13 protein-coding genes are annotated in these 13,149 nt (G+C 26.3%); all 13 read left to right on the top strand.

The window, feature by feature from the left end:
* Positions 1-112: 112 nt before the first annotated feature.
* The 13 genes from atpB to H0H44_RS00420 all read left to right on the top strand — a co-directional run bounded on the left by atpB (position 113) and on the right by H0H44_RS00420 (position 13,147).
* On the top strand, positions 113-1,186 hold the full coding sequence (gene atpB / locus H0H44_RS00360; protein WP_394798464.1) for a F0F1 ATP synthase subunit A: 1,074 nt from the start codon (positions 113-115) through the stop codon (positions 1,184-1,186).
* Positions 1,187-1,210: 24 nt separating this feature from the next.
* On the top strand, positions 1,211-1,438 hold the full coding sequence (atpE, locus tag H0H44_RS00365; protein WP_185871708.1) for an ATP synthase F0 subunit C: 228 nt from the start codon (positions 1,211-1,213) through the stop codon (positions 1,436-1,438).
* Positions 1,439-1,458: 20 nt separating this feature from the next.
* Positions 1,459-1,947 carry a F0F1 ATP synthase subunit B gene (gene atpF, locus H0H44_RS00370; protein ID WP_185871709.1) on the top strand — a complete coding sequence of 163 codons (489 nt, stop codon included), beginning with the start codon at positions 1,459-1,461 and terminating at the stop codon, positions 1,945-1,947.
* Positions 1,948-1,963: 16 nt separating this feature from the next.
* Positions 1,964-2,506 carry an ATP synthase F1 subunit delta gene (gene atpH, locus H0H44_RS00375; RefSeq protein WP_185871710.1) on the top strand — a complete coding sequence of 181 codons (543 nt, stop codon included), beginning with the start codon at positions 1,964-1,966 and terminating at the stop codon, positions 2,504-2,506.
* A gap of 33 nt (positions 2,507-2,539) precedes the next feature.
* The gene (atpA, locus tag H0H44_RS00380) at positions 2,540-4,120 is read left to right on the top strand and encodes a F0F1 ATP synthase subunit alpha (RefSeq protein ID WP_185871711.1); all 1,581 of its coding nucleotides are present in this window, start codon (positions 2,540-2,542) and stop codon (positions 4,118-4,120) included.
* 9 nt (positions 4,121-4,129) lie between these two features.
* Positions 4,130-4,999 carry an ATP synthase F1 subunit gamma gene (gene atpG / locus H0H44_RS00385; protein WP_185871712.1) on the top strand — a complete coding sequence of 290 codons (870 nt, stop codon included), beginning with the start codon at positions 4,130-4,132 and terminating at the stop codon, positions 4,997-4,999.
* Between the two features lie 26 nt (positions 5,000-5,025).
* Positions 5,026-6,009, top strand: coding sequence for a tryptophan--tRNA ligase (gene trpS, locus H0H44_RS00390; RefSeq protein ID WP_185871713.1), 984 nt, complete (start codon positions 5,026-5,028; stop codon positions 6,007-6,009).
* Between the two features lie 92 nt (positions 6,010-6,101).
* Entirely contained in the window at positions 6,102-6,650 is a 549-nt protein-coding gene (locus H0H44_RS00395) for a nucleotide exchange factor GrpE (RefSeq protein WP_185871714.1), read from the top strand.
* Positions 6,651-6,668: 18 nt separating this feature from the next.
* On the top strand, positions 6,669-7,787 hold the full coding sequence (gene dnaJ, locus H0H44_RS00400; RefSeq protein ID WP_185871715.1) for a molecular chaperone DnaJ: 1,119 nt from the start codon (positions 6,669-6,671) through the stop codon (positions 7,785-7,787).
* Positions 7,788-7,921: 134 nt separating this feature from the next.
* Positions 7,922-9,142, top strand: a complete 1,221-nt coding sequence (gene mnmA, locus H0H44_RS00405; RefSeq protein ID WP_185871716.1) for a tRNA 2-thiouridine(34) synthase MnmA — start codon at positions 7,922-7,924, stop codon at positions 9,140-9,142.
* A 266-nt stretch (positions 9,143-9,408) separates the two neighbouring features.
* Positions 9,409-11,094 (top strand): dihydroxy-acid dehydratase, encoded by a 1,686-nt coding sequence (gene ilvD / locus H0H44_RS00410; protein WP_185871717.1) that lies wholly within the window; start codon positions 9,409-9,411, stop codon positions 11,092-11,094.
* A complete protein-coding gene (ilvB, locus tag H0H44_RS00415; protein WP_238786139.1) occupies positions 11,073-12,803 on the top strand; it encodes a biosynthetic-type acetolactate synthase large subunit in 1,731 nt (576 codons plus the stop codon). The genes ilvD and ilvB overlap by 22 nt, the downstream gene beginning before the upstream one ends.
* Positions 12,804-12,829: 26 nt before the next feature.
* Positions 12,830-13,147, top strand: a complete 318-nt coding sequence (locus tag H0H44_RS00420; protein WP_185871718.1) for an acetolactate synthase — start codon at positions 12,830-12,832, stop codon at positions 13,145-13,147.
* Positions 13,148-13,149: the final 2 nt, after the last annotated feature.

The raw sequence follows: 13,149 nt of genomic DNA on the forward strand, positions 1-13,149 counted from the left end.
TTGCAAATGTACTAAAAATGAAAATACAATTTTTGTAAAAAAATTTTTTCCTATAAAAGGATATTATTTTTTGTAAAAATATATAAATTTGTTTTTTATGTTTTTCCTAAACATGATGATTTCAAGAAAAATAATATTTTCGTTATTCTTGTTTTTGTTTTTTTCCGGTGAGTCTTTTGATAAAAAAATAGGAAATGTCAATAACAATAATGGAGAAAATAGAGAAATAAATATAGCTGGTACTATTTTTGATCATGTGAATGATTCTCATGAATGGCATATTATAGGAACTCATAATCATGGAATTATTTTTTCTTTACCAGTCATTTTATGGAATAATGGCTTAGAAATCTTTTCTTCTTTACGATTTTCACATGAAAATATAGTAAAAGGAAAATATGGATATTATAAAATGTTTAAAGGGGTAATATATAATACTAATAATCTTGGATTGTTTAATGTAGATCTAAGAGGGATTCCAAAGAATAATAAACCTTTGGATTTTTCTATAACGAAAAATGTAGTTTCTATTTTTATATCCTCTTTTTTGTTATTATATCTTTTTGTACGAATGAGAAATAGTTATAGAAACTTTCAAATAAAATGGAGTTTAGGAATTTTTCTAGAATTTTTAATCTTATTTATACGAGATGAGATTGTAATTCCTAATATTGGAAATAGAAAATATAAAATTTTTTTTCCATTTTTGTTAACATCCTTTTTTTTTATATTAATTAATAATTTAATGGGTCTTATTCCGGGATTTCCGAATGTAACAGGAAATATTAACACTACATTTGTATTAGCTACTATGACTTTTGTTATTAGTAATATAAACACAAATATAAGTTATTGGAAACATATTTTTTGTATGCCTGGAATTCCAATAGGGATTAGATTTTTATTAGTTCCTATCGAACTTGTTGGAATTTTTATTAAACCGTTAACTTTGTGTATTCGATTATTTGCTAATATTATGGCTGGACACATTATTATTTTAAGTTTCATTTGTCTCATTTTTATTTTCAAAAATTTGTTTATAGCTGGTTTTTCCATAGTTTTTGGTTTTTTCATTTCTATCCTAGAAATAATGGTGGCTTTCTTACAGGCTTTCATCTTTACAACTTTGTCCTCTCTAATTATAGGAGTATCTGTTAAAAATTATGACTATGACAATAAAAAATAAAATGTATTAAAAATATTTAATAATATGGATATAGATTTAACTTACTCAGGTTTAGCTGCTTTAGGAGCCGGTCTTGCAGTAATAGGAGCAGGATTAGGAATTGGAAAAATTGGAAGTTCTGCAATGGATGCTATTGCGAGACAACCTGAAGCTTCAAATAAAATACAAAATGCTATGATTGTAGCTTCTGCCTTAATTGAAGGAGCTGCATTATTTGGAATAGTCACAACACTATTAGCTGTATTTAAATAAATAAATAAAAAAAATATACAATGGATTTAGTGAATCCTTCTATAGGATTGATTTTTTGGCATTCAATAATATTTATAATACTTGTATTATTTCTTTCAAAATTTGCTTGGAAACCAATAATGAATTTTATTGATGAAAGAGAAAAAGAAATTAGAACATCAATTGAAAAAGCTAATCAAATGAAAAAGGAATTAAAATATGTAGAAGAACAAAAAAATAAAATTTTAAAACAAGCTCGTATGAAAAGAGATATGATCTTGAAAGAAGCAATTCAAATTAGAGAAGAAATAAAATTGAAAGCTAAAGAGGAAGGTATGATAGAAAAAAAAACAATTATAGAAGAAACAAAAAAAAATATTCAAATAGAAAAAGAAATTGCAATTCACGAATTAAAGAATAAAATAGGAAATATATCTATTCAAATATCCGAAAAAATATTAAAAAAAGAACTAAACCAATCTAATAAACAAGACAAATTTATAAAAGAATTAGTAAATAAATTGTGCTAATTTTATTTCAATTAAAATGTTTTCAAGAAAAAAAATTATTCAACATTATGCTAAAGTTTTTTTTGAGTATTCTATCGAAAATAGAAAAAATAGTGAAATATTATATTATAAAATTAAAAAAATATCTTTCTTTTTGAAAAAAAATATAGAACTACGTAATGTTATTGAGACTTCTTTGTTAGATTCTGAAAAAAAAATAAAGATATATAAAAGTATATTTTATAATTTTGATATTTTATTTTTTCAATTTTTTAAATTATTAATAATAAAAAAGAGAGAACATCTTTTAAAAGAAATTCTTTTAGAATACCAAAAAATATACGAAAAAAATCAAAAAAAATTGATAACAATAATTATTATTTCTGCTTTTCCTTTAAAAAAGGAGATACAAGAAATAATTGTCAATAAAATAATGCATAATAAAAAAAAAATTCATATTATTAATAAAATAGATAAATCTATCATTGGAGGTTTTTTATTTCGTGTAGGGTATAAAGAATGGGATTTTAGTGTTAAAAAACAGTTATCAAGTATTAAAAAAAAATTTCAAAATTTTTAAAAAGAAAAGTTTTTATTTTCATATTTATTACATATGTCAGATATAAAATATTCTGAAATATCATCAATTCTTAAGAAAGAATTATCTGATTTTCAATTCGAATCAAAATTATCCGAATTTGGAATAATTGTTCAAATTGGAGATGGAGTCGTAAGGTCTTTTGGTTTAAATTCTGCTTTTTATGGAGAATTAGTAGAGTTTCCTGATGAAACAAAAGGTATGGTTTTGAACTTGGAAGAAGATCATGTAAGCATTGTTTTACTGAGTTTATCAAAAAACCTTAAAGAAGGAGACATCGTAAAAAGAACTGGAAAAATTTTTTCTATTAATGTAGGAGAAAACATGCTTGGTCGTATTGTTGATACATTAGGAAATCCTATAGATGGAAAAGGACCCATAAAAGGAAAATTATTTGAAATGCCTTTGGAAAGAAAGGCTCCAGGTGTCATTTATAGAGAGCCTGTTAAAGAACCTCTTCAAACTGGAATAAAATTTATAGACTCTATGATTCCTATAGGAAGAGGACAAAGAGAACTAATTATAGGAGATAGACAGACTGGAAAAACAACTATAGCTATTGATACAATTATCAATCAGAAAAGATTTTTTGAAAAAAACGAACCGGTTTATTGCATTTATGTAGCCATTAGTCAAAAAGGTTCTACGATAGCTAGAATTTCAAAAATTTTAGAAGAAAAAGGGGCCATGTCTTATACAATCATAGTTTCCGCAACATCTTCTGATCCGGTATCTATGCAAATTTTTGCTCCTTTTTCTGGAACTGCTATAGGAGAATACTTTCGGGATACAGGTCGTCCTTCTTTAGTTGTATATGACGATCTTTCAAAACAAGCGGTCTCTTATAGGGAAATATCATTACTATTGAGACGTCCTCCTGGGAGAGAAGCTTATCCAGGAGATGTTTTTTATTTACACTCTCGTCTTTTAGAAAGATCAGCTAAAATTATAAAAGATCAAGAAATGGCAAAAAATATGAATGATATTCCATTATCTATTAAAAATCAAATAAAAGGTGGTGGATCTTTAACCGCATTGCCTATTATTGAAACTCAGTCTGGAGATATATCTTCTTATATTCCCACTAACGTTATTTCTATTACAGATGGACAAATTTTTTTAGAAAAAGACTTATTCCATTCTGGGATTCGTCCTGCAATTAATGAAAGTATATCTGTTTCTCGTGTAGGAGGATCTGCGCAAATTCAATCTATGAGGAAAATATCTGGAACCTTGAAATTAGATCAAGCTCAATTTAAAGAATTAGAATCTTTTTCAAAATTTGGTTCCGAGTTAGATTCATCTACTATGGATATTCTAAGAAAAGGAAAAATTAATACAGAAATATTAAAACAAAATCCTCATGATCCCTATGACATAGCAGATCAAATAGCTATTATTTATGTTGGTACTAAAAATTTACTTAAAAAAATTTCTATTGATAAAGTTTCCAATTTTGAAAAAGAATATATTTTTTATTTGAAAGAAAAACATGAAAATGTTTTAATTTCTTTGAGAAATGGAATTTTTGATGAAAAAATATCTGAAATTTTAGAAACAGTAGCTTTAGAACTAAGTGATAAATATATTACATAAATTTTATTTATGTCTAATCCAAAAGAAATCAAAAGAAGAATATTATCTATAGAATCAGTTATAAAAACTACAGAGGCTATGAAAATGATCTCTATAGTGAAGCTGAGAAAAACAAAAAATTTACTTATACGAATAAAAAATTATTTGTGTTATATGGAGTCAATTTTTTTTGATCTTTTTTTAAAAAAAAACGAAAAAGAAATAGAAGAAAATAAATTTTTTTTAGAAAAAGGAAAAATGAAATTATTTATTATATTCACTTCTGATCGTGGTTTATGTGGTTCTTTTAATTCTTTAATTTTTGAAAAAATTAATTATATTTTTCATAAAAAAAAACATGAAAAATATATATTTTTTTCTGTTGGAAAAAAAGGTTTTGATTTTTTATGTAAAAAGAAAAAATATGATATATACCATAAAAATTGGATTGGAAATAGTTCCTCAAACTTGCAAATACAATCTTTTGTATCAGAATTGATTTTTGATTTTTTAAAAGAAAAGTTTTCTTCAATTTATTTAATATACAATCATTTGAAAAAATCTTTATCTCAAGAAATAGTTATAGAAAAATTTCTCCCAATCGATTCTACGAATTTAAATTTTCAAAAAAAAATACCAGAAATTTCCTATATTTTAGAGCCTTCTCGAAAGAGAATATTAAATTTTTTGATTCCAAAATTTTTAAATGCAAAACTATTAAAAATTTTTTGGGAATCTATCACAGCAGAACATACAGCTCGTATGATATCTATGCATAAAGCTACAGAAAATGCACATGACATTCAACGTAATCTTATATTAAATTATAATAAAGAAAGACAAACTACGATTACTAAAGAAATACTTGAAATTATCAGTGGATTAGAATCTTTGAAATAAAAATTTTAGTAAATCATTTCGAAATTATGGAAAAAATATTAACAGGAATTAGAAGCACAGGGTCTCCTCACTTAGGGAATATTTTGGGTGTTATCATTCCGTCTATATTCATGGCCAATAAAAATATGAAACATTATTCATTTATATTTATAGCGGATTTACATTCTATGGTTCAAATAGAAAATATAGAAACAATAAGAAATAACACTTATCAAATTGCAGCTGCATGGCTAGCATTTGGTTTAAATGTAGATAATTGTTTACTTTACAGACAATCTGATGTTTCATTGGTTACTGAACTGGCTTGGTATTTTAATTGTTTTTATCCATACAAAAGACTTACGTTAGCCCATGCTTTTAAAGAAAAAGAAGTAGATAAAACAAAAATAAGTGTAGGTTTATTTACTTATCCTATTTTAATGGCTGCTGATATTTTACTTTACAATGCAAAAATTGTTCCAGTTGGAAAAGATCAATTACAACATATAGAAATAGCTCGTCGTATAGCCAATTATTTCAATAAAAAAGTAGGTGAAAAATTATTTGTATTACCTAATGCTCTTTTACAAAAAAATATGTTCGTTATAGGAACAGACGGTAAAAAAATGAGTAAATCTAAAAAAAATTGTATTAATATTTTTTCCTCAAATGAAGTTTTAAAGAAACAAATTATGGGAATTCGTACAGATAGTAAATCTGTAAAAGAAAAAAAAAATCCTGAAACTGATTATATTATATCTTTATATAGTTTGATAGCTTCTCTAGATCAAACAGAGATCATGAAAAAAAAATATATTAGAGGAGGATATGGATATTATGATGCAAAAATTGAATTATACGAGCATATTATTCATAAATTTTCATCAGAAAGAGAAAAGTTTTTTTCTTTTATGAAAAATAAATCTTTATTAGATAAGATTCTATCTGTAGGAGCTAAAAAAGCAAGAAATATAGCTCATGAAAGATTAAATTGTATTAGAAAACACTTGAAATTCAATTACATAACTTGATTCATTCAATGTCATTATGACATGATTATAATATTTGGCAAATATTTTGCTTAATAATTCATACGAATTGGATTGGAAATATTTTTTATATTATGGACATTACTGAAAAAAATACTGAAAAAAAATCGAAAAATGATATATCAGATAAAAAACCTTCCTCTTCTCAAGAAGAAAAACATGATCCATTTCAAAAAGAAATTGATTCTTTTAAAGAAGAATTAGAAAAAGAAAAGGATAAATTTTTACGTCTTTTTGCAGAATTTGAAAATTATAAAAAACGTATTCAAAAAGAAAGATTTGATATTTTTAGAAATGTTCATGAACAAATACTTATAGATTTGATTCCAGTATTAGATGATTTTGAACGAGGAATTAAAGAATTGAAAAAAACTCAAGATGAACATCTTGTAAAAGGAGTTTTTTTGATACAAGAAAAACTTACTAAAGTTTTAAAAGAAAAAGGATTAAAAAAAATCAAAATAAAAAAAGGAGATGATTTTAACACAGATTTTCATGAAGCTATAACACAAATTCCAGCTATTACAGAAAATCTAAAAGGAAAAATTATAGAAATCATAGAAGCTGGATACCTTTTAAAGGAAAAAGTTATACGACATGCTAAAGTCATTACCGGAAAATAATTAATAATTTTTATTTTCATGATGAAAAAAGATTATTACGAAGTATTAGGAGTTTCTAGAAATGCTTCTCCAGAAGAAATTAAAAAAGCTTATCGAAAATTAGCAATAAAATATCATCCAGATAAAAATTTAGATAATAAAAAAAAAGCAGAAGAAAAATTTAAAGAAGCGGCTGAAGCTTATGAAATTTTAAGTAACCCAGAAAAAAAACAACGTTATGATAAATTTGGACATTCTGGGGTAAAAGGAAGTAGTTCTAGTTCAGGAATGAACATGGAAGATATTTTTGCAAATTTTGGAGATATTTTTTCCGATGCATTCGGAGAAGGTTTTTCTGGATTTGGTTTTGGAAGATCAACCAGACATAAAACTATTAAAGGAAGTGATTTAAGAATCAGAGTTAAACTTTCATTAGAAGAAATAGCTAATGGAGTAGAAAAGAAAGTTAAGGTTAAAAGACTTAAAGTAGCTAAAGGAATAAAATTTAAAAGCTGTACATCTTGTAATGGTACAGGTCAAATAACACGAGTTACTAATACTATTCTAGGAAGAATGCAAACCACTTCTCAATGTAATATATGTTATGGAACGGGTAAAATTATTGAAAACATCCCTTATGGGGCTAATAAACATGGATTAATCAAAGAAGAAGAATTAGTAAATATTAAAATTCCAGCAGGTCTTACAGAAGGAGTTCAATTAAAAATTTCTGAAAAAGGAAACGAAGCTCCATTTGACGGAATTTCTGGAGATTTAATTGTGTTAATTGAGGAAATACCTCATTCCAAATTAAAAAGGGAAGGAAATAACCTTCACTATGATTTATACATATCATTTCCAGATGCAATATTGGGTGCTTTAAAAGAAGTTCCTACTATCAGTGGAAAAGCAAGAATAAAAATAGATCCAGGTACACAATCAGGAAAAACTCTTAGATTAAAAAATAAAGGATTACCAAATCTTGAAGGATATGGATATGGTAGTCTTCTAATTCATATTAATGTTTGGACTCCAAAAAAAATTAATGAAGAACAAAGAAAATTTTTTGAAAAAATGAGAAAAAATGAAAATTTTCTTCCTCACCCTGGTAATTCCGAAAAATCATTTTTTGATCGTGTAAGAGAGATGTTTTCTTAAAAAACATTGTGTTAGAAACTTAACAAGTTATTTATTCAATTTTTTTATTCAAAATACTTCATTGATTAAAATTTATTCATTATTTCAATCTGTTTCCACTGATCATTATAATTATTATATATAAATAGAATATTATGAAAAAAGTAGTAGTCGGACTTTCAGGAGGAGTAGATTCAAGTGTCGCTGCATTGATTCTTAAAAAAAAGGGTTATGAAGTTATTGGTTTATTTATGCATAATTGGGAAGAAGAAGAAAATTCTGACAATAAATGTTTTTGGAAAGAAGACAGTATTGATGCTATGTTAGTTTCCAAGCAATTAAATATTCCTTTTCAAGTAATCGAAATGAAAAATGAATACAAAAAACATGTTATAAACTATATGTTTAATGAGTATAAATCAGGAAAAACACCTAATCCAGATATTTTATGTAATAGAGAAATAAAATTTAACATTTTCTTGAAAAAATCTCTTAATTTAGGAGCAGATTTTATTGCTACAGGACATTATGTAAATAAAAAAAAAATTGTAAAAAATAAAAAAATAATTTATCGTCTTTTAATTGGAAAAGATCTTAATAAAGATCAATCATATTTCTTGTGTCAATTAACACAATTTCAATTGAAAAAAACTTTATTTCCATTAGGATCTCTAACTAAAGATCAAGTAAGAAAAATAGCGGAAATACATAAATTATGTAATGCTCGTAAAAAAGAATCTCAAGGTTTATGTTTTATTGGAAAAATAAATTTTCCCAAATTTATTAAAAAAAGAATTCCTCCAAAAAAAGGAGACATAGTCTATATTCATTCTAATGCTTCAGTTTATCAAGAACCAGAAAAAAAATTCTTCTTTTCTAAAGAAGAAGAATTATTTTTTGTATCAAAAAAAAAAAAATATAAAAAATCAGATGGGAAAATAATTGGATACCATGAAGGAGCTTTTTATTTTACTAAGGGACAACGTAAAGGAATAGCATTAGGAGGTTTGAAAGAGGCTCTTTTTGTTATAGATACTGATGTAAAAGAAAATATTATTTATACAGGTATGGGAAAACAACATCCAGGATTATATAGAAAATCTTTGTTCATACATGAAAAACATATTCATTGGGTAAGGGAAGATCTTACTCTTTTTGAAGGAGAGAAAATGGATGTATTATGCAGAATACGTTATAGACAACCATTACAGAAATCAAAATTATATAAATTTAAGAAAGGAATGTTTATTGAATTTGAAAATATGCAATGTGCTATAACGGAAGGACAATTTGCCGTTTGGTACATTGGAACAGAACTAATAGGATCAGGAGTAATTTCTATTATTCTGTATTTTATATTTTTTTTGAAAATTTAATATTTTTTTAAATAAAAATTAAAATACATTGTTTCAATAATTTATTATTGAAAACTTTATATTATATTCATTAATAAGTAGGAAAACAATGATATTATAAAAATAAATACCTAATAAATCGCTTTTATATAATCTATTTTTTTCATATTTTTGTATATTATATAATTTACTTAGTTAGTTTCTTTTATAAAACTATTCAAGTTTGGTATTATTTTTTACCCTTACTTGATAGATTAGTAGGATTTTTTGATTTATTAAAATATTTCATGGAAAAAAGAATAAACAATTTTAGCAGAAAAATTACAAAAGAACCCAATTTACCAGCAGCACATGCTATGTTGTATGCTACAGGTATGAAAGAATCAGATTTTTGTAAAGCTCAAATAGGAATAGTCAGCAATTGGTATGAAGGAAATCCTTGCAACATGCATTTAGACCAAATGGCAAAAAAAATAAAATCATCGATCATAACTAAAAACTTGATTGGGATTCAATTTACTACTATTGGAGTTAGTGATGGAATTACTATGGGAACACCAGGAATGAGATATTCACTTCCTTCTAGAGAAATAATAGCAGATAGTATAGAAACTGTAGTAGATTCTCATCATTATGATGGAGTAATTGCTATACCTGGATGTGATAAGAATATACCAGGGGTAATGATAGCCTTGTTAAGGTTAAATAGACCATCTATCATTGTATATGGTGGAAGTATTTCTTCCGGTTATTATAATGGAAAGAAATTAGATGTCATTTCTTCTTTTGAAGCTTTAGGAAAAAAAAATACCTTTCAAATAACTGAAAATGAATACAAAAATATCGTAAAAAATTCTTGTCCAGGACCAGGAGCTTGTGGTGGAATGTATACTGCAAATACTATGGCTGCTGCATTAGAAACCATGGGGATAATGCTTCCTTATTCTTCCTCTTCTCCTTCAACAAGTAAAAGTAAAGAAATAGAATGTGAAGAGGTTTCTACATATCTTAAAAATCTTTTAAAAAAAGGAATAAAACCAAAAGATATAGTTACAAAAACTTCTATAGAAAATGGAATTAAATTAGCTATGTGTTTGGGAGGGTCTACTAATTTAATTTTACATTTTTTAGCAATTGCTAGATCTGCAAATATTGATTTTTCTTTGAAAGATTTTCAAAAAATTAGTAATCAAGTTCCTCTTATTGGTAATCTTAAACCCAGTGGAGTTTTTTTAATGGAAGATATACATATGTATGTAGGAGGAATGCCTGTTATTATAAAATATTTATTAAATGAAGGAATATTATCAGGGAATTGTTTAACTGTTACTGGAAAAACGTTATATGAAAACGTTAAAAACGTACCTAACATAACTTTTAATCAGAAAATTATTCATTCCTTAAATCATCCCATCAAAAAAAAGGGACATATTAGAATTTTATATGGAAATTTATCACCTGAAGGAGCTATAGCAAAAATTACTGGAAAAGAAGGAACAATTTTTCGGGGAATGGCTAATGTTTTTAATTCTGAAGAAGAAGCAAATCAATCTATTTTGAATAATAAAATTTTAGCTGGAGTTGTTATTGTTATTCGATATGTAGGACCGATTGGAGGTCCAGGAATGCCAGAGATGTTAAAACCAACATCTTACATTATGGGATCTGGACTAGGTAAAAAAGTAGCTCTTATTACAGATGGTAGATTCTCAGGAGGAACCCATGGTTTTGTTGTAGGACATATTACTCCAGAAGCTCAATCTGGAGGATTAATTGCTTTAGTAAAAAATGGTGATTTCATTAAAATAGATACAGAAAATAATACAATTACACTTGAAGTAGATGATGAAGAAATTAAAAAAAGGAAAAAGTTGTGGACTTGCCCTTTATTAAAGGTTAAAAAAGGATATCTATATAAATATACAAAAATGGTGTCTCCAGCTTCTGAAGGATGCATTACAGATCAATTTTAGCTATGTATGGAAAAAAGTTATTATATGGTTCAGAAATAGTAATAAAAACGTTATTATTCGAAAAAGTAGAATACATATTTGGATATCCAGGTGGGGCTATTATGCCCATATATGATTCTTTGTACGATTACTCTAATTCTATTTCACATGTTCTCATGCGTCATGAACAAGGTTCTATTCACGCAGCACAAGGATACGCTAGAGCAACCGGAAAAATAGGTGTATGTTTTACAACTTCAGGTCCAGGTGCTACTAATTTAATTACCGGATTAGCAGATGCTTTGATAGATAGCACACCAATTGTCTGCATTACTGGACAAGTGTCCTCTCATTTATTAGGAACTGATGCTTTTCAAGAAACAAATATCATAGACATTTCTACTCCTGTTACAAAATGGAATATTCAAGTTTTAAAAGCTAAAGAGATTTGTGAATCAATTCAAAAAGGTTTTTTTATAGCTAAAAAAGGAAGACCGGGTCCTGTATTGATAGATATAACTAAAGATGCTCAGTTTCAAAAAACTGTATTTAACTATAATACAAATTGTGAATATATAAAAAATTTTCATCCATACCCCCCTTGTATAGAAAACCATAGAATAATAGAAGCTGCAAATTTAATAAATTCAGCTGAAAGACCTTTAATTGTTGTAGGACAAGGAGTTATTTTAGCTGAAGCTGAAGAGGAATTTCGAAATTTTGTTGAAAAAACTGGAATTCCAGTAGCTAGCACTTTATTAGGATTAGGCGCATTAAATTGTAATCATCGTTTATATGTAGGAATGTTAGGAATGCATGGAAATTATGCTCCCAATATTTTAACTAATCAATGTGATATTCTCATTGCGGTAGGTATGCGATTTGACGATCGTGTGACTGGAGATGTTAAAAAATATGCTAGACAGGCTAAAATAATTCATCTAGAAATAGATTCTTCCGAAATTAATAAAAATGTATTATGTCATATACCAATTTTGGGTGATTGTAAAATCACTTTGAAAAAATTAATTTTTCATATTAATGAATCTTTTCACAATAAAAAATGGATAGATAAATTTTTTTTTCTTAATAAAAAAGAGAAAGCTACAGTAATAAAAGGAGATGTAAATCCAGAAAGAGAAACTATTAGTATGGGTGAAGTTATAAAATGGATAAACCAATATAAACAAAGAAATGCAATTCTTGTAACTGACGTGGGACAACATCAGATGATTGCTTCAAGATATTTCAATTTTACTTCTAAAAGAAGCCAAATTACTTCTGGAGGACTAGGAACTATGGGTTTCGCTTTACCAGCTTCTATAGGGGCTAAATTAGGAGCTAAAAATAGGCAAGTTATTTGTGTTGTAGGAGATGGAGGAATTCAGATGACAATTCAAGAAATGGGAACGATCTTACAAAATAAAATTCCCGTTAAGATTATATTATTAAATAATAATTTTTTAGGAATGGTCCGTCAATGGCAACAGCTTTTTTTTGATAAACGTTATTCCTGTACAAAATTAGTTAATCCAGATTTTATAAAATTAGCTAACGCTTATGATATAAAAGCAAAAAAAGTGAGTAGAAGAGAAGAATTAGAAAGTTCAGTAAAAAAAGCATTAAATCATGAAAAAGCTTTTTTATTAGAAGTTTTAATAGAAAAAGAAGAGAATGTTTTTCCTATGATTCCTACAGGAGCATCCGTAGATGAAATTCGTTTAACATAAAAAATTAATAAATAACAAAAAAGACTATGAAGCATCAATTCAGAATAATAATTTTAGGAGAAGGAAAAAAAGAAACAAGATTATTCAGTAGAATTCTTATTATATTAAATAGAAGAAATTTGAAAACTAATCATATTAATGTATCTAGTCATGATGATAGTGAAACACTCAATGATGTACAACAATATATTATTGATTTAGAATGTAATAATGGACAGCTATTTAAAATCAAAAAATTAATTGAAAAGTTGATAGGAATAATTCATGTTTACTATTATAAATTAGAAGAAAAAAATTCGTGGAAAAAGTGGAAAAAAATGGATTTGCCATTAGCTACATTTTAAAT

It is taken from the genome of Blattabacterium cuenoti, assembly GCF_014252115.1.
Taxonomy (GTDB): domain Bacteria; phylum Bacteroidota; class Bacteroidia; order Flavobacteriales; family Blattabacteriaceae; genus Blattabacterium; species Blattabacterium cuenoti_AK.

Bases quoted from the DNA above. Each gene is read 5' to 3' on its own strand.
- atpB (WP_394798464.1), top strand. From the start codon at position 113: ATGATGATTTCAAGAAAAATAATATTTTCGTTATTCTTGTTTTTGTTT.
- atpE (WP_185871708.1), top strand. From the start codon at position 1,211: ATGGATATAGATTTAACTTACTCAGGTTTAGCTGCTTTAGGAGCCGGT.
- atpF (WP_185871709.1), top strand. From the start codon at position 1,459: ATGGATTTAGTGAATCCTTCTATAGGATTGATTTTTTGGCATTCAATA.
- atpH (WP_185871710.1), top strand. From the start codon at position 1,964: ATGTTTTCAAGAAAAAAAATTATTCAACATTATGCTAAAGTTTTTTTT.
- atpA (WP_185871711.1), top strand. From the start codon at position 2,540: ATGTCAGATATAAAATATTCTGAAATATCATCAATTCTTAAGAAAGAA.
- atpG (WP_185871712.1), top strand. From the start codon at position 4,130: ATGTCTAATCCAAAAGAAATCAAAAGAAGAATATTATCTATAGAATCA.
- trpS (WP_185871713.1), top strand. From the start codon at position 5,026: ATGGAAAAAATATTAACAGGAATTAGAAGCACAGGGTCTCCTCACTTA.
- H0H44_RS00395 (WP_185871714.1), top strand. From the start codon at position 6,102: ATGGACATTACTGAAAAAAATACTGAAAAAAAATCGAAAAATGATATA.
- dnaJ (WP_185871715.1), top strand. From the start codon at position 6,669: ATGATGAAAAAAGATTATTACGAAGTATTAGGAGTTTCTAGAAATGCT.
- mnmA (WP_185871716.1), top strand. From the start codon at position 7,922: ATGAAAAAAGTAGTAGTCGGACTTTCAGGAGGAGTAGATTCAAGTGTC.
- ilvD (WP_185871717.1), top strand. From the start codon at position 9,409: ATGGAAAAAAGAATAAACAATTTTAGCAGAAAAATTACAAAAGAACCC.
- ilvB (WP_238786139.1), top strand. From the start codon at position 11,073: ATGCATTACAGATCAATTTTAGCTATGTATGGAAAAAAGTTATTATAT.
- H0H44_RS00420 (WP_185871718.1), top strand. From the start codon at position 12,830: ATGAAGCATCAATTCAGAATAATAATTTTAGGAGAAGGAAAAAAAGAA.